Source organism: Bradyrhizobium ferriligni, from assembly GCF_056837965.1.
This window is the reverse complement of the sequence record NZ_JBXEJO010000002.1, coordinates 171,609-187,739: the sequence shown is the minus strand read 5'-3', so window position 1 is coordinate 187,739 and position 16,131 is coordinate 171,609. Positions and strand designations below refer to the sequence as shown.

The 16,131-nt window shown below is 63.7% G+C and carries 18 protein-coding genes; 10 read left to right on the top strand and 8 right to left on the bottom strand.

Annotated elements, in window-relative coordinates:
• Window positions 1-132: 132 nt before the first annotated feature.
• Window positions 133-600, bottom strand: coding sequence for a hypothetical protein (locus tag AC1VNY_RS01940; protein WP_482403890.1), 468 nt, complete (start codon window positions 598-600; stop codon window positions 133-135).
• A 279-nt stretch (window positions 601-879) separates the two neighbouring features.
• On the opposite strand from AC1VNY_RS01940, the gene AC1VNY_RS01935 reads away from it, so the two are divergent.
• Window positions 880-2,538, top strand: a complete 1,659-nt coding sequence (locus AC1VNY_RS01935; protein ID WP_482403889.1) for an FAD-binding dehydrogenase — start codon at window positions 880-882, stop codon at window positions 2,536-2,538.
• A gap of 79 nt (window positions 2,539-2,617) precedes the next feature.
• Here AC1VNY_RS01935 and AC1VNY_RS01930 read toward each other — a convergent pair whose 3' ends face one another.
• Both AC1VNY_RS01930 and AC1VNY_RS01925 read right to left on the bottom strand, forming a co-directional pair.
• On the bottom strand, window positions 2,618-2,977 hold the full coding sequence (locus AC1VNY_RS01930) for a hypothetical protein (protein WP_038384505.1): 360 nt from the start codon (window positions 2,975-2,977) through the stop codon (window positions 2,618-2,620).
• Window positions 2,978-3,219: 242 nt separating this feature from the next.
• Window positions 3,220-3,567: a winged helix-turn-helix transcriptional regulator gene (locus tag AC1VNY_RS01925; RefSeq protein WP_482403888.1), complete on the bottom strand. Its 348-nt coding sequence runs from the start codon at window positions 3,565-3,567 to the stop codon at window positions 3,220-3,222.
• A gap of 105 nt (window positions 3,568-3,672) precedes the next feature.
• On the opposite strand from AC1VNY_RS01925, the gene AC1VNY_RS01920 reads away from it, so the two are divergent.
• Window positions 3,673-5,124, top strand: a complete 1,452-nt coding sequence (locus tag AC1VNY_RS01920) for a CDGSH iron-sulfur domain-containing protein (RefSeq protein WP_482403887.1) — start codon at window positions 3,673-3,675, stop codon at window positions 5,122-5,124.
• A 164-nt stretch (window positions 5,125-5,288) separates the two neighbouring features.
• Here AC1VNY_RS01920 and AC1VNY_RS01915 read toward each other — a convergent pair whose 3' ends face one another.
• The 3 genes from AC1VNY_RS01915 to AC1VNY_RS01905 all read right to left on the bottom strand — a co-directional run bounded on the left by AC1VNY_RS01915 (window position 5,289) and on the right by AC1VNY_RS01905 (window position 8,543).
• On the bottom strand, window positions 5,289-5,747 hold the full coding sequence (locus AC1VNY_RS01915) for a VOC family protein (protein WP_482403886.1): 459 nt from the start codon (window positions 5,745-5,747) through the stop codon (window positions 5,289-5,291).
• A gap of 117 nt (window positions 5,748-5,864) precedes the next feature.
• Window positions 5,865-7,628, bottom strand: a complete 1,764-nt coding sequence (locus AC1VNY_RS01910) for an MOSC domain-containing protein (protein ID WP_482403885.1) — start codon at window positions 7,626-7,628, stop codon at window positions 5,865-5,867.
• 36 nt (window positions 7,629-7,664) lie between these two features.
• On the bottom strand, window positions 7,665-8,543 hold the full coding sequence (locus AC1VNY_RS01905) for a DUF427 domain-containing protein (protein ID WP_482403884.1): 879 nt from the start codon (window positions 8,541-8,543) through the stop codon (window positions 7,665-7,667).
• Between the two features lie 446 nt (window positions 8,544-8,989).
• On the opposite strand from AC1VNY_RS01905, the gene AC1VNY_RS01900 reads away from it, so the two are divergent.
• On the top strand, window positions 8,990-9,340 hold the full coding sequence (locus AC1VNY_RS01900; RefSeq protein WP_028339041.1) for a RidA family protein: 351 nt from the start codon (window positions 8,990-8,992) through the stop codon (window positions 9,338-9,340).
• 88 nt (window positions 9,341-9,428) lie between these two features.
• On the opposite strand, the gene AC1VNY_RS01895 is transcribed toward AC1VNY_RS01900, so the two are convergent.
• On the bottom strand, window positions 9,429-10,424 hold the full coding sequence (locus tag AC1VNY_RS01895; protein WP_482403904.1) for an alpha/beta fold hydrolase: 996 nt from the start codon (window positions 10,422-10,424) through the stop codon (window positions 9,429-9,431).
• 55 nt (window positions 10,425-10,479) lie between these two features.
• Here AC1VNY_RS01895 and AC1VNY_RS01890 point away from each other — a divergent pair, with 55 nt between their 5' ends.
• Window positions 10,480-10,872, top strand: a complete 393-nt coding sequence (locus AC1VNY_RS01890; RefSeq protein ID WP_482403883.1) for a hypothetical protein — start codon at window positions 10,480-10,482, stop codon at window positions 10,870-10,872.
• Here AC1VNY_RS01890 and AC1VNY_RS01885 read toward each other — a convergent pair.
• Window positions 10,869-11,933 carry an aromatic ring-hydroxylating dioxygenase subunit alpha gene (locus AC1VNY_RS01885; RefSeq protein ID WP_482403882.1) on the bottom strand — a complete coding sequence of 355 codons (1,065 nt, stop codon included), beginning with the start codon at window positions 11,931-11,933 and terminating at the stop codon, window positions 10,869-10,871. The two genes, AC1VNY_RS01890 and AC1VNY_RS01885, sit on opposite strands and share 4 nt — an antisense overlap.
• A gap of 105 nt (window positions 11,934-12,038) precedes the next feature.
• On the opposite strand from AC1VNY_RS01885, the gene AC1VNY_RS01880 reads away from it, so the two are divergent.
• The 6 genes from AC1VNY_RS01880 to AC1VNY_RS01855 all read left to right on the top strand — a co-directional run bounded on the left by AC1VNY_RS01880 (window position 12,039) and on the right by AC1VNY_RS01855 (window position 16,100).
• Window positions 12,039-12,947, top strand: coding sequence for a LysR family transcriptional regulator (locus AC1VNY_RS01880; RefSeq protein WP_038384509.1), 909 nt, complete (start codon window positions 12,039-12,041; stop codon window positions 12,945-12,947).
• A gap of 95 nt (window positions 12,948-13,042) precedes the next feature.
• The gene (locus AC1VNY_RS01875) at window positions 13,043-13,732 is read left to right on the top strand and encodes an RNA polymerase sigma factor (protein WP_482403881.1); all 690 of its coding nucleotides are present in this window, start codon (window positions 13,043-13,045) and stop codon (window positions 13,730-13,732) included.
• Between the two features lie 96 nt (window positions 13,733-13,828).
• Window positions 13,829-14,350 (top strand): DUF4142 domain-containing protein, encoded by a 522-nt coding sequence (locus AC1VNY_RS01870; protein WP_482403880.1) that lies wholly within the window; start codon window positions 13,829-13,831, stop codon window positions 14,348-14,350.
• Between the two features lie 11 nt (window positions 14,351-14,361).
• Entirely contained in the window at window positions 14,362-14,682 is a 321-nt protein-coding gene (locus AC1VNY_RS01865) for a cupredoxin domain-containing protein (protein ID WP_411784958.1), read from the top strand.
• 94 nt (window positions 14,683-14,776) lie between these two features.
• Window positions 14,777-15,139: a nuclear transport factor 2 family protein gene (locus AC1VNY_RS01860; protein ID WP_482403879.1), complete on the top strand. Its 363-nt coding sequence runs from the start codon at window positions 14,777-14,779 to the stop codon at window positions 15,137-15,139.
• Window positions 15,140-15,302: 163 nt separating this feature from the next.
• Window positions 15,303-16,100 carry a helix-turn-helix transcriptional regulator gene (locus tag AC1VNY_RS01855; RefSeq protein ID WP_482403878.1) on the top strand — a complete coding sequence of 266 codons (798 nt, stop codon included), beginning with the start codon at window positions 15,303-15,305 and terminating at the stop codon, window positions 16,098-16,100.
• The last annotated feature ends 31 nt before the right edge of the window (window positions 16,101-16,131 follow it).

Sequence of the window (16,131 nt, the reverse complement as noted above, 5' to 3'; positions counted from 1 at the left end):
GCAGGCAGCAAGCGCAATGGCGGTCGCAGGCCGTCAAATGATGGCGAGCGATTCCGGCGCCTGCTCGTCCATGGCCCCGGCGCATGCCCAGGCCAATGGCCGACAAAGGTCAAACAGAGACGCAACCGGAGCTTAATGCGCGGGCTTCGGCGCCGAGGCCTGCGCGTTGAGGTAGCACGGCTTGTACAGCGCCTGCAGTTGCTTGCCGCGCAGGAAAATCATGCGCCGGGTCAGGCCACCACGCTCCGAAATCCATCTGCGTACCGCCGGCGGATACATCAGGTACAACATATGGGTGGCTTCGGGATTGGGGACCGGGCGGCCGTTGTCGCCGTAGTCCCAGGCTGCGTGGAAGCCGAGACTGGCGTGCGAGGTCACACAAATCCGGTCGTGAGGAACCTTGCCGAGCACGATGGTGCAGGCCGAGGCGCACAGCCCGTCGATGATGACCGTCTCGCCCGAAGTCCGCAGGTCCTGATACCTGTCGACATAGACGCCGATCTTGCCGCCGCGATCGTCGGCGATCCTGACTACAGCTTGAGACGCCCCCATTCCCGCCAGCAGGAGAACCGCAGCGAGCAACCCCGTCATCAACTTCATTTTGGCCAGCCCCAGTCGAAACCGAATCTGTTTGGTCTGTGATGCAAGACAATCGTGAGCGTGTTGTGCGCGCGTATTTTTGTCCAGACGAGCGAAGCCGGTCAAAACAAATTCAAATTGGGTGTTGCGCGCACGCTGCAGTGGGACTGGGGAAAGGTCCCAAACTGGAACAGCGTGGCGCGCGTGCTTGGTGCTCCGCCGCCACAGGCAAGGTCCATTTGGCGTTGACCGCACGCAATGAGGCGGTCTTGAATCCCGGTGGGACCAGGGGACTCAAACATGGCTGAGGATGCAGATGTGATCGTGGTTGGCGCGGGGCTTGCCGGTCTCGTCGCCGCAACCGAGATTGCCGACGCAGGCAAGCGCGTCATCGTGCTCGACCAGGAAGGGGAACAGAGCATCGGCGGCCAGGCCTTCTGGTCGTTTGGCGGCCTGTTCCTGGTCGATTCGCCGGAGCAGCGCCGGCTCGGCATCAGGGATTCAGCAGACCTCGCACTGCAGGACTGGATGGGCACCGCCGGTTTCGATCGCGAGGAGGATTACTGGCCGCGCAAATGGGCTGAAGCCTATGTCGCGTTCGCGGCGGGCGAGAAACGCGACTGGCTGCGCGCCATGGGCCATCGCATCTTCCCGGTGGTCGGCTGGGCCGAGCGCGGCGGTTACGACGCGATGGGCCATGGCAATTCGGTGCCGCGCTTCCACGTCACCTGGGGCACCGGACCGGGCATCGTCGAGCCGTTCGAGCGCCGCGCGCGCGAGGCCGCGAAGAGCGGACGGCTGATATTCAAGTTCCGCCACCGCGTCGATGCACTCAGCGTCACCAACGGTGTGGTCGACGGCGTCAGCGGCGTGATCCTGGAACCGACCTCGGTCGAGCGCGGCAAGAGTTCCTCGCGCAACGTCGTCGGCGAGTTTTCCTTCCGCGCGCAGGCCGTGATCGTCGCGTCCGGCGGCATCGGCGGCAATCATGATCTGGTGCGGCAGAACTGGCCGAAGCGGCTCGGCGAGCCGCCCCAATTCATGATCTCCGGCGTGCCCGAGCATGTCGACGGCCGCATGATCGGCATCACCGAGGCTGCGGGCGGGCGGCTGATCAACCGCGACCGCATGTGGCACTACGTCGAAGGCATCCGGAACTGGAACCCGATCTGGCCGCGTCACGGCATCCGGATCCTGCCGGGACCGTCGTCGCTGTGGTTCGACGCGTCAGGCAAGCGGCTGCCGGCGCCGCTGTTCCCGGGCTCCGACACGCTCGGGCAACTGCACTACATCATGGGCACCGGCTACGATTATTCGTGGTTCATCCTGACCCAGAGCATCATCAAGAAGGAGTTCGCGCTGTCCGGCTCGGAGCAGAACCCCGACCTCACCGGCAAGAGCTGGCGCATGACGATCAAGCGCGCCACCAACAAGGGCGCGCCGGCGCCGGTGGAGGCGTTCAAGCAGCACGGCGCCGACTTCATCGTGCGCGACAATCTCGCCGATCTCATCAGTGCCATGAACAAACTCGCAGGCAACGATCTGTTGCAGCTCGACGCCGTCAAGGCGCAGATCGAGGCGCGCGACCGCGAGATCACCAACCCCTATGTCAAGGATGCGCAGGTGATGAACCTGCACAATGCGCGGCGCTATATCGGCGACAGGCTGATCCGCACCGCGAAGCCGCACCGCATCCTCGATCCCGAGCACGGCCCGCTGATCGCGGTGAAGCTCAACATTCTCACCCGCAAGACGCTCGGCGGGTTCGAGACCGATCTCGATTCGCGCGTGTTCGGCAACGATCACCAGATCATCCGCGGGCTCTACGCGGCCGGCGAAGCCGCCGGCTTCGGCGGCGGCGGCGTGCACGGCTATCGCTCGCTGGAAGGCACGTTCCTCGGCGGCTGCCTGTTCTCGGGCCGCAATGCGGGACGCGCGGCAGCGAAGGCGGTGAACTAAAGCGCGCCTTTCCATGATGTGGTCGTTGCGGCCCGCCGGCCAGAACCGGCGGGCCTCGATTTGCTGAGTCCGAATTTGTTCAGGCCGTCTTGGTGAAAAGCGTCAGGATGCCGTTGGTGAGATTGACCGCGACAACTTGTGCCGAGCTGAGGCCCTTCGCCTTCAGCGCGGATACTGCTTCTTCGGAGGCGTCGATGGAACCGCGAAGGTTCCGCAGGTCGTCTTCGCTTGCCTTTGCGACAACAGCCTCGACCTTTGACCTTGCGTCGGGCTTGAGTTCCTTGATGTCCACGACCTGGATGCTCCGGATGGCGGTGGGCTGATCAGATTGAGCCTGCGGCATCGCCTTCGGTTGCGTTCCCTGCACCTGCGCCCAAGCAGGTGTTCCGAGCGAGAGCGCCGCAACGATGACGGACGCCGTAGAGATGCGGATGCGCATGAGTATTCCTTGTGTTGATTACCCCCAACATCCCGCGACAACGGGCTTTCCTTGCTTAAGGTTCCGCCGGAAATCCGCCCTCTGGACTAGTGCTCATGCGACCGTCGCCGGGGGGCGCTGCCAAAATATCGAAAACAACCCCATGCAAAGTGGCCGGCGGTGGCCGGCGTTCGAACAAGCAACTTGACACGTCGGGCAACTCAGATGCATTATTCTAATATTCCGAAATTGCGCATCTTGCTCTAATCCGCCTCCGCGCCGAGGAAGCGGACGCCGAACGTGTCGGCGTTGGCCTCGCCCCAATCGTAGAGTGCCTGCAGCATCGGCTTCAACATCTCGCCGCGCCTGGTCAGGCAATAGCGCGAGGAGCCGCCGCCGCGCTCCTGCCTGACGAAGCCTGAATTGCAGAGATCGCGCAGGCGCTCGGTCAACACCTTGTCGCTGAGCTGCGGGATGTCGTGGCGCAATTCGCCGTAGCGCATCGGCCGGACCTTGAGCCGGCTCAGGATCACCGTCTTCCATTTGCCGCTGAGCTGATCGATCGAGAACTCGACCGGGCAACCATATTTGCGCTTGGTCTTGCGGATCATCGCAACTCTCCCGCGGCACTTTCCATCTGGTTCGTTGAGAGCCGCCATCGATCCATCTAAGCACGCTTGGCACGGGTTGGGCGAGTTCAGGGATCATTGCAAGGCATGACAGACGACAATTCCGCCCAGGGTCCAAGCGACAAGCAACAGCCGCGCAAGCGCATCGTCATCAGACGCAACGGACCCTACGAACCCGACCCCGACATTCCGGTCGTCGATCATCTCGGCGTACCGATCGCAGCCGCGGCGCCGGTGCGGCTCTGCCGCTGCGGACAATCGCAGACCAAGCCGTTCTGCGACGGCAGCCACGTCGCGCGCGGTTTCACCGACGCCAGGGATACGCGGCGCGTGCCGGACAGGCTCGAGGCCTATGCGGGGCAGCAGGCCTATGTGTTCGACAATCGCGGCACCTGCGCGCATTCCGGCTTCTGCACCAACCGGCTCGCCTCCGTGTTTCGTCTCGGCGAGCAGCCTTTCATCGCACCCAGCGGCGCGCGCTTGGACGATCTCATCAACGCGGTGCGCAGGTGCCCGTCGGGGGCACTCGGCATCGGCATTGGCCCGGAGCGTGACGCCAGCCTGTCCGATGTCAACCGGCCACCGCAAATCGAAGTGTCGAAGGACGGGCCCTATCGCGTCACCGGCCATGTCGAGCTGATCGATGAGGATGGCGCATCGATCGCGCGGAACGCGGGCGCGTCGCAGGAGCATGTCAGCCTGTGCCGCTGCGGCGCATCGCTGAACAAGCCGTTTTGCAGCGGCATGCACTGGAATGTCGAATTTCGCGATCCCATTCCCGATCCGATGCGCGAGCCGACGCTGTTCGAATGGGCCGGCGGCTATCCGGCGCTGCTCGACATGACGCGCATCTTCTACAGCCGTTACGTGCCTGAGGATCCGCTGCTTGGGCCACTGTTCGCGGAGATGTCGCCGGACCACCCCGAACGGGTGGCGGCGTGGCTGAGCGAGGTGTTCGGCGGCCCGCGCTTCTACACCGAGCGCTATGGCGGCTATCGGCGGATGGTGTCGCAGCACATCGGCAAGGAGATCCGGCCGGAGCAGCGCGCGCTGTGGGCCACCTACATGGTGCAGAGCGCCGACGATGCCGGCTTGCCGACCGATCCGGAATTCCGCGCCGCCTTCGTCGCCTATATCGAATGGGGCTCGCGGATCGCGGTGGAGAATTCGGGCGCCGGCGCAGCACCGCCGCCGAACATGCCGGTGCCGCGATGGTGGTGGGTCTGCAACGCAACGCCGGCCGCACGGCCGTCCGCAACCGCGAGCGATGCGCAGGCCGCGAACGACGTCGGCATGGCACTCCCCGATCCCGGCGAGACCGTGCAGTTCGAACAGCACATCCGGCCGCTGTTCCGGCCGATGGATCGCAGTTCGATGCTGTCCGCCTTCGATCTCTGGAAGGAGGCGGATGTCGCCAGGCACTGTCAGCAAATCCTGGCACGGCTCGAGGCCGGGAGCATGCCCTGCGACGGTGCCTGGCCGGCCGAGCGAGTGGCGCTGTTCGCCCGCTGGGCGAATGGGCTGAAGACAGTAACCTAGGTCCGCGCACCCATAATTCGGCCGGGCTAACGGCTCGCAAGAGTCCGCTATGCCCGGTAGCGATCAAATTTCGCATCGAAAAATGACGCGATGGGCCAGAAGCGGTCAACCCAGTGCTTCTACGACGCCGCGCATGGCCAACGTCGCGAAGCGGCCACAACACGTCACAGATTGCGGTAACCTCGTTCCTGTAGCACCCAGCTGTTGCCATCCGGGTCCAAGAATTCGGCGAAGCTGGCGTAATCCCTGCGCGTGGGGTCGAGCCCGGTTGCGAAACCTCCGTCCCAGGCATCGATGGGTGTTTTGTGCCGGGCCTCACTGACTTTGACCCCACGTTCGAGCAGGCGGCTCCGCATAGCTTCAAGGTCGGTCACGACGAGATAGACATTGCGAACTGATCCGACGGGCGCGTCGGTGGGTCCGCGACGAATCTGTATCGAGCAACTCGAGCCCGGCGGAGTGAGCTGCACGACGCGGAACACGTCATTTGGCGAATAGTCGACGTCAAGCGTGAAGCCGACCTGGTCGATATAGAACCGCAGCGCTCGCTCGACATCGCTCACCGGCAACGTGATCACCTCAATTGAGAGCTGCTTCACGACTGCTTTGCTGGTTGTGTTCATCGCGCCGCGGCTCCTCTTTGGTCTGATGTTCGCCGCCCTGATCTTCCACTTGCGGCGGGTTCCTCTTCCAAGCAACCGTGGCGGTCCCTCGGTCGGAAATCGAAATCCGGCCAGAATTCATAAGTCGATCACGACGTCACGAATCGGTTGTGAGCAGCAAACGAGAAGGTTGCCGTCGGCGGGCTTCTCGAGTGGCTGGGGTCCATAGGCGACCTCGCCCGAAACCAAACCGCTCTCACAGTTGTGACAAACACCGGTCCGGCACGACCAACGGACCGGGACGTCGCACGCCTCGGCCAGTTCCAAGATGCTCTGGTAGGCTGACGCCTTCCAGTGCACGGCGATGCCACTTCGCGCGAACGATACCAGCGGACCGGTGTTGGCGTCGTCCCTGGGCAGATGTGGAGTTCGCGTCGCTGCGCCGACGACACCAGGAGTCATCGACTCGCTGCCGTTGAAGATTTCGACATGCATCCGCTCCGGCGCCACGTCCAAGGCTGCGAGCGCCTCTTTCATGTCCGCCATGAAGCGAGTCGGCCCGCAGAGGTAGACATCCGCCTCTCGCGGGATGCCGACCTTGTCGAAGACCGATCGCGACAGGTGACCGGTAGCGTCGAAATCCTCGCCCATTTTGTCGCGCGAGCCTGGCCGGCTGTAACAGACATAGCTGCGGCCACGGGTGAGTGCGGGCATGAGTCGGCGGACTTCGGCGGCGAATGGATGGTGCTGCCGGTCGCGAGCCGTGTGCATCCACAAGACCTGACGCGTCGAGCGGGCCGCCGCCAGCGCATACAGCATCGCCAGCACAGGCGTCGCCCCGATTCCCGCGCTGAGCAACACCACGGGCCGCTCTCCCGACTGCAGAATGAAGCTTCCCCGCGGAGAGCTGACGTCGAGAACATCGCCCATGCGGACATGCTCCCGCAGGTAGGTTCCAGCCGCCCCATCCGGCTCGACCTTCACGCTGATCCGGTAGCGCTCCGTCGAGAGGGGACCCGAGAGCGAGTAGCTGCGAAAGAGTGGCGGGCCGCCGCCGATCCGTCGAAGACGCAAGACCACGTACTGACCGGGCAGAGCCTGTCGCAGCGGCTGACCGTCCGGATGCCGCATCGACAGGGAGAGGACGTCCGCGGACTCCTGATCTATCGCTGCTACCGCAAGCGGCTGAAATCCTGGTGCAACCGGATGCGCAGCCGCCGCCGGCGCGAGCCCTGCGTTGCCGCTTCCCGCGCCAGTCGTCTGATTCTGCAGTAACGCCTCAAACGATACGCGCCATCCGGGCGAAAGCGTCTCGATCCGCAAGGCACGCTCCAATCGATCGCTTGGATGATTGGGCGAATAGAGAAGCGCGTTGATCTCTGCGACCGTCATTCGCTCATTCGCTTCTCCCACCTTCATGATTTCGTCGCCGGCGCCTACTTCGCCTTCCTGCAGGACGCGGAAGTAGAACCCCGGACGGCCGCTGGATGTCAGCAATGCCGGCATCAGCGGCTCGTTCATCCGAATGCCGACCCGATAGCAGGTCACGCGGGGCTGAGTGACCTCGAACACTGCGCCGCCGATTTGATAACGGTCGCCGATGCCAACGGCATCGTCGGGTAATCCCTCAATCGTGAAGTTCTCGCCGAACTGTCCATGGACGAGGTCGGTCCTCTTCAGCTGTTCCTGCCAGTAGCGATACGATTCGATCTGGTAGACGAAGACGGCTCGCTGCTCACCCCCGTGGCCGCTCAGGTCGCCTTGACCGTCTCCATCCAGATTCAACCGGCCGACCCGACAACGGCCACGCACGGGATTTTTCCAGATCCCGGTGTGTACAATGCGGCCCTTCCATTCGATATCGCGCGGAAGTCCGACGTTCACCGACAGCAGTCGCGCCATGTCCCATTCCACTTTGATAGGGACCGAAGGTGCTTCCTAGCCGCCGCCACCTGGCTCATGGACCACCTCGGAAACGTCGATGTTGCGATCTGGGCCATGCGCAACCACCGTCTGGCCCGGCTCGAGATGGAGCTGGGTGCCATCGAGATGGACCGAGACGATATCCGGTTCGAACGACACTAGGTTGGAGATGAGGCGAACCTCGGGATAGGCGTCGGGATACCACCATGCCGCCAGACGTGCCTCATCGATTGAGTAGTAGCTGCAGAGCCCCTTGTAGGGGCAGAAGGTCTGGAGTTTCACGGGAGTGAGGGCGGACTCATCGATGTCGGCGCGTGGAACGTACCAGCGCGGCGCGAAGCCGGACTCGTAGAGCACGAGCGGCCGCTTGGTATCGGCGATGATCCGGTCACCATGGCGGACCACGAGGTTACGGGAGGCGCGGCGGATATCGATGCGGTGGTAGGGGTCAGCGGCATGGCCCACGATTCGCTCGTCTTCTTCGTAGAAAGCGTCCATAGCCCGCCAAGCGAACGCAACGCGTGCCTGCAGTTCGCTCGCATGGGGAGGAAGGCTGGTGTGCTGCCATGCCCCTCGCGGTGCGACGTGCTGCTCGTCGGCCCGGACGCTGTACCAGGACGTGAGCCCGAGATCGGCGTGCTGGGTGGTATGCTCGCTGCGTTCAAGGACGCGTGGGGAAATGTCGGTCTCCGGAAAATAGGCGACCGGATAGCGGCCCGGTTCGAAGAACAGGAGGACATTCTCGCTATCGGCGATCCAGATCCCCCCGAAGCGAACGCGCATACGCCGACGCAACCGCTCGGCGTACAACAATCTCTTGGGCAGCGGTTCGGGCACGAGGAACCGGCCGATTGCTCCCGTTGAGAATGGACCTTGTTGCCAGGACAGTCCCATGGTCTCCCCCATGGGTTCGATGTTCGAGCCCGCCAGCAATCTCCGAACGCAGATCCGGCAGCAAGGTTCCTCGACAGGCGTTCGTCAAATTCGCATCAATCCGAATTTGGTTGCGCGCTAATGGAGTCCACGCCCTGAAGCAGGATGTGTTTGGTCAAATCTGCTTGCCACGATTTCGGTTTACCTCTCCCCGGCGGGGAGGGGTAAACCTTCGGCGCCGTTCCAGCTGAACCTAATCTCATCACGCTTTGGACCGCGATTTCCATGAGGTGCGCGCTGCAAAATGCGCAGTGGCGGCGGTCGCCCTGACGCGGTAGAGGTCTGGTTCTGATCAAATCAGAACCAAACCTCTCGATCTCTTGTTTTGACGCGTTTTCTTCACGCGAACCGGTAGCCACTTCGCTTGAAAACGCTATAGACATGCCCGCCATTCAGTGGAGACCCAAATGAGCATTCAGCGTTTCGAAACCGGCCCGCGCATGAGCCAGGCCGTCGTGCACGGCAATACCGTCTATCTCGCCGGCGTCGTCGCCGGCAAGGCGGCGGGCGGCAGCGTCACCGACCAGACCAAGGACATCCTGTCGATCATCGACGGCCACCTCGCCAAGGCCGGCACCGACAAGTCGAAGCTGCTCAGCGCGACGATCTACATCACCGACATGAAGACGTTCCCGGAAATGAACGCGGTGTGGGACGGCTGGGTCTCGGAGGGTAACACCCCGGCCCGCGCCACCGTCGAGGCCAAGCTGGCGGCGCCGCAGTACAATGTCGAGATCATGGTCGTCGCGGCCAAGTAAGCGCGACAGGTAAGCGCGCCGCAAGTCGCGATAGATGTCGGATGCCCCGGATTGCAAAATCGCAGTTCGGGGCATTTCACATCACACCTCACGCGCTGATCCGCGATCGCTCGCTCGCGGTCTCGCCGAGATCAGACTGAAGCCAGCGGGCAATCCGACGCCACGAACCGGCCAGAGCCCCGCGGCCCATGAACAGGCCGAGGTGACTACACGGCTCGGTCTCTCGTTGCAGCCACGCGGGCCGCGTGCCCAACAGCCGCATCGTCGCAAACGCCTGGTCGGGCGGAACGACGATGTCGTTCTCCGCAGCGAGCAGGAAGACCGGCAGCTTCACCGCAGCAAGATCGATTTTGCGGCCAAGCGCGACGAAGTGTCCGGCCGCAATGCGGTTCTGGCGAAAGATCCAGTCGGTCACTTCAAGGTAGTAGGTACCCGGCAGATCAAGGGGATCGCTGTCCCAGTGCGTGAAACGGTCGAGCAGCGCCCGTGCATCCTCCGACTTACCGTCGAGCCGTCGCTGCAGCGCCGCTTCCACATCAAGCAGACTGAACGGGATACTCCAGACCTTCAGCATCTGCTTGCCACTGACAATCCCATCCCCCTGACGCACCAGCGCCTCGAAGCCTTGCTGCGGCAGCGAGGCGACCATCCTGGAAAGCTCTGACGGCATCGAAACGTCGACCGGGCTGCCGGCAAGCACAAGCCGCCGCACCTTGCCGGGAAAGCGCGCCGCATAGAGCAAGGACAGCCAGCCGCCCTGACAGAGACCTGCAAGGTCGACCGGCGGCCCGATCGTGTCGACGGCCACGTTTAGATCGGACAGAAAGGTGTCGATCGAGAAATATCGCATCTCCGATGCCGCCGAGCGCCAATCCGTGAGATAGAGACGCGCAACGCCAGCCTTCTGCAACGCCTCCATCAGGCTGTGGCCGGGGGCAAGATCCGCAATCTGCGCGCGATGCAGCGCATAGGGCGCGCAGACCAGCAGCGGCCGGCCTTCGGCCGCTCTTGAGAAATCCAGCAATCGCATCGACGGCAGCTGAAGCGCGACCGAATGGGCTGTCGTCCAGGGCAGCGACGCCACTTCGCCCGACGAAACTGTGGGCTCGGGCGTACGATTGGGGTACCACTGCGAGGAGATGTCCAGCGCCAATCGCGCGGCTTCAAACGGCCATAGCCAGGCGTCCAACGCCCAGCTGGTGCTCGCACTTCGATCCGATGGATCCGTCTTTTCGGGCAAGCTCATTCACCGATTGATCGCTACCGGGATGGTCTGGCCAACGCGGGTCATCTTCACGCTGATCAAGAACCGACAAATTCAGGTCGGAACAGTTTACGCCAAACCGGCTGGAGCGGCAGCCACGCCGGGATGTCACGATCTCGCGACCCCGGCGCGGCTTGGCAGCAAAAGCCGTCGTTTCAGCGGACTAAAGCGCGATGAGATTGGGTTGAATCATCATCGCGCTTTAGCTCCTTGTTTGAGCATGATCTTTTGGGCAAACCGCTTCACACTTTTCCGGATCATGCTCTAGGCGGCGCGCGCCGTGCCCTTCTCCGCCTCGAGCTTGCGCGCGAACAGCCAGCGGAAATAGGTCAGCGGGGCATCGGCGCCGATCGCGAGCAGCTGATAGTCCGGATCGGCGTCGAACACGCGCTGCTGCGCCTCGATGATATCCTTGTCCTCGTTGAACCCTTCCTCGAGGCTGTGCCGCAGCGACAGTGCGATGTTCGGATTGTCGATGTCGAAATCGTGCAGGTAATTCCAGAAGAAGTGTGTGGTCGAGCGCGTCTCCGGCGTCATGAACTGCGCGTTGCGATACGACCGCGTGCCCGGAACCTGGACGCCTTTCTCGACGCCCTGCCCCGCCGGCGCAAACGTCGTGTCGAGCGTGAAGATGCCGGGCACGATCATGCGGCCGATATTGCGGCGGTCGATCGTGTCGGTTTTGTTCGGGATCACCTTCTTGTGGTAGGGCGGCGGCTCGGCGCCCATGTGCCAGCGCTCGACACGGAAGCCGTCGTCCAGCTTCTCGATCGCGACCGGCTTGGTCTTGTAGGCGTACTCCTCCGAACCGCCGAGCGTGTTGGTGTGCACGAAGGCGAGATGCGCGAAGTCGCTGAGATTGTCGACGATCAGGAGCCAGTTGGCCTTGTAGTGCATGTAGCCCGGCAGGCCGCGCCATTTGGGATCCTCGAGCGGCGGATAGTCGAGGATCAGTTTCGGATCGGCCTTCTCCGGATCGCCGGTCCAGATGAAGATCAGATTGTAGCGCTCGACCACGGGATAGCTGCGCACGCCGAGCTTGGCGGGGATCGTGTCCTGGCCGGGAATCTGGATGCATTTGCCGTCAGCCGCGAACTTCATGCCGTGATACATGCACCTGATGTCGTCACCCTCGATGCGTCCCATCGAAAGCGGCGCGGCGCGATGGCAGCAGCGGTCGTCCAGCGCGACGACTTTCCCGCTCGACCCGCGATAGAGCACGATCGGCCGTTCCAGGATGGTGCGCGCGACCATCTTGCCGTCGATCAGTTCGTGATTCCACGCCGCCACGTACCAGGTGTTGCGCAGGAAAATTCCGTCGTCAGCCATCTCACCCTCCCGATGCAATTTGGTTGCGACGAGGTTAGGTGATTGCGGTCACCGGGATAATCCGATTTGGCTGGACACACTGTACCGGTGGATGGACAATCGGCCATGGAGTGGCGCGACTGGGAGCTGTTTTGCGAGGTTGTCGAGCACGGCGGCTTCACGGCGGCCGCGCGCGTGCTTGGCCATCCCAAATCGAGCCTCAGTGCTGCGGTGCAGCGTCTCGAGGCCAATCTCGGGCTGCGGCTGATCGAACGGACCACCCGGCATCTGCGGCTGACCGATTCCGGCGAGACCATCTATCGCAAGGTGCGCCCGCTGTTCGCCGCGCTGCACGACACCCACAGCGAGGCGCTGGCGATGTCGAGCGCGGTCGCGGGCACGCTGCGGATCAAGGCGCCTTATGAATTCGGCGCGCATCATGCGGGGCCGGTCGCCTGCGCGGTGATGGGCCGCTACCCCGAACTCGCGATCCGGATCGATGTCGAGCATGACATCGTCAACCCGATCGCCGAGAACTACGACATCGTGTTTGCGATGCTGGAGGCGCCGCTGCCGTCGGCCGGCATCGTGATCCGCCGCGTCTTCACGCTCGAGCGCGGCCTGTTCGCGGCACCCGCGCTGCTCGACAAGCTCGGCGAGCCACGCACGCTGGATGATCTGAGAAAACTGCCGCTGTTGACCGGCCCCAGCGATCCGCCATGGGCGATCACCGCTCCCGGCGGCGCGGTCGAGCATCTTGCGGTCGATCGCGCGCGGCTGACCAGTTCGAATGCCCATGTCCGCCTGCAGGCAGCGCTCGCCGGCCATGGCGTGCTTCGGGTCACCGCCAGCTACACCCGCGCCGCCGTCGCGGCCGGCCAGTTGCGGCGATTGCTGCCCGATCATGCCTGCGAACCGCTCAACGTGCACGCGCTGCTGCCGGCGCGGCAATTTGTCCCGGCAAAGGTGCGCTGTTTCCTCGACGCGATGGAGGCGCATGCACGCGGCGATCCGGAGGCCTATATCAGGCCGTAGGGGTCTTTTTTGGCCGATCACCATTTTCCCGGGAACCTGTACGGCCACCTGGCATCCAATGATATTATTCCGCCAACAGTGAGGGCGATCCCGCCATGCGCCAGGCCCATGTAACGTCCCTGCCGCCGACCAGCTCGGGCGATGCCGAACTCGTGCAACGCGCGCTCGCCCGCGACGAGGCCGCAATCCGCGCCATCATGCAGGCGAACAATCGCCGGCTGTTCCGGCTGGCGCGCGGCATCCTGCGCAACGACCACGAGGCCGAGGACGTGGTTCAGGACGCCTACGTGCGCGCCTTTACCCATCTGGAGCAGTTCCGCGGCGACTCCAGCCTCTCGACCTGGCTGTCGCGGATCGCAATGAACGAGGCACTCGGCCGCCTGCGCCGCAGGCACAGCAGCGTCGAATGGTCCGATCTGCCGAAAGGCGCTCCTGAAGCCCAGATCATCCAGTTCCCCCTGTCGTCAACAGACGATCCGGAAAAATCCATGGCCCAGCGTGAGATCCAGCACGTCGTCGAGCACGCGATCGACGAGCTGCCCGAGGCGTTCCGCCTCGTCTTCATCACCCGCGTGATCGAGGGCATGAATGTCGAGGAGACCGCTGAGATCCTCGGCCTCAAGCCGGAAACCGTGAAGACCCGCCTGCACCGCGCCCGCACCATGCTGCGCGACAATGTCGAGCGGAAGATCGGCCCCGTCGTCATGGAGGCCTTCCCCTTCGCGGGCAAACGCTGCGAGCGATTGACCGAGGCGGTTCTGAAACGGCTCCGCCCCACGGCCTGAATTTTTTCGGGAACCTCTGCTCGTCCGCGCCATCCAACTCCTGTGCAAGCAACGACGCGCCGCGCGCTACGCCCGGCTCAACAGGAGTTTCAAACCATGTTCGTTCGATTGAGTATCGCGGTAGCCACGCTCAGCCTTCTCAACTGCGCTGCGCTGGCGCAGGGCGCAAAGCCGACCGATCCGCAGATCGCACACATCGCCTATACGGCAGGTGTGATCGACATCAATGCCGCCAAGCAGGCGGAAGAGAAGGCCTCCAACAAGGAGGTCAAGGCGTTCGCCAAGGACATGGCGCGCGACCACGAGGCGGTGAACAAGCAGGCGCTCGACCTCGTCAAGAAGCTGAAAGTGACGCCGGAGGACAACGACACCAGCAAGACGCTGTCGAAGCAGGCGGCCGACAAGCTCGCCGAGCTCGGCAAGCTGAAGGGCGCCGCCTACGACAAGGCCTATATCGACAATGAGGTCGCCTACCACAAGGCCGTCAACACCGCGCTGGAGACGCAGCTGATCCCCTCGGCCAGCAATCCCGAGCTGAAGAGCCTGCTGCAGACCGGCCTGAAGATCTTCCAGGGCCACCAGCAGCACGCCGAACACGTCGCGGCCAGCCTGAAGTAAGGAGGCGCGGGATGTTGTCAGGACGCTGTCTCGCAACGCTGGCCTTGCTCGCGCTCGGCGCGATGGCCGTCCCGGCGCATGCGGCCACCATCCAGATCGTGATGGAAAATCTGGTGATCTCGCCGGCCGAGGTGTCGGCCAAGGTCGGCGACACCATCGAATGGGTCAACAAGGACGTGTTCGCCCACACCGCCACCGCGAAGAATGGCGACTTCGACGTGACGATCGCGCCGAAGAAGACGGTCAAGTCGGTTCTGACCAAGGCCGGCACGGTCGACTATTACTGCCGCTACCATCCCAACATGAAGGCGGTGCTGACGATCGCACCCTAGCCTGCGCGATGACCTCCGAGGTAATCGATCGGCGCACGCGAACCTTCGATAGTCCGGACCGCCGCACAGTCCGGCACTATCGAAGGAGAGCACCATGACCGACCATGCCACCATCGCGCGCCGCTATATCGATCTCTGGAACGAGCGGACGCCGAGCCGGCGTCGCGAGATGCTGAGCGAGAACTGGACCGCCGATGCACGCTATATCGATCCGCTGATGAGCGGCGACGGCCATGAGGGCGTCGACGCGCTGATCGCGGGCGTGCAGCAGAAGTTTCCGGACTTCCGCTTCAAGCTGATCGGGGAGCCGAACGGTTTCGCCGACCATGTCCGGTTCTCCTGGGGCCTCGGCCCCGACGGCGTCGACAGCCCGATCAAGGGCACCGACTTCGCCATGCTGAAGGACGGCCGGATCAGGAGCATCACCGGCTTCCTCGACCAGGTGCCGGGCGCCTGAGGCGCCGCTTCCGCGCCGGCGATGTCGCTGCCGGAGCGTTTTCGAGCGAAGTGGATACCGGTTCGCGTCAAGAAAACGCGTCAAAACAAAGAATCCAGAGCCCCGTTCCGATTCCATCGGAACGGAAAAGGCTCTAGTCTTCCCGAAACACAGGGAGGACGCCATGAAGGCAGATTACGCCTTCAAGACTTCTGTCGTCAGCGACATCACGCCGGCGCTGCTGGCGATCGGCCGCGACAGCTTTCCAGAGGCCCTGATCGGCGCGCTACGCCGCGTCGCCGGTGTCGGTCATTGCATGGTGTTCTCGTTCACCGGCCCGCGGACCGCCGCGTGCCTGCTCGATGTCGGCAACATCCCGACCGGGCGCGACCTCGGGATCGCCTATTCCGAACATTTCCATCAGGCCGACCCGAACCGCGATGCGGTGTTCGAGGGACGGGCGCAGGCCGCACCGATCGTGCTGCCGAACTTTGCCCGCCGCATGTACAGCGACGGCTACCGCAAGATCTTCTTCGACGACTCCGACATTGTCGACAAGTTCGCCTCCGCGATCTGGACCGGCGACACCTGCTTCTATGTCAACTTCTACCAGATCACCGCGCAAGGCCGCTTCAGCCGCGAGCAGATCGCGCGCCTGGCCGCGGTCGCGCCGGCGTTGACGGCGGCCGTGGCGCGGCACTTCCAGCGCGACCCGGCACCGGATGTTGATCCGATCGAGCGGTTGAAGATCCTGTTTGCAACGGCTGAGCCGCTCGCCAGGCTGACCGGGCGTGAGAAGGAAGTCTGCCTGCGCATCCTCTCCGGTCTCAGCTCGGAAGCGATCGCCGCCGAGCTCGGCATCGGGCTGCATTCCGCCCTCACCTATCGCAAGCGTGCTTATGACAAGCTCGGCATCTCCTCGCAGAACGAGCTGTTCGCGATCGCGCTGCGCCTGATGGCTTCGGCGCGCCAGCTGAACTGAGCGCGCTCCAGGCGGTGGCCTCCCGCTGTCC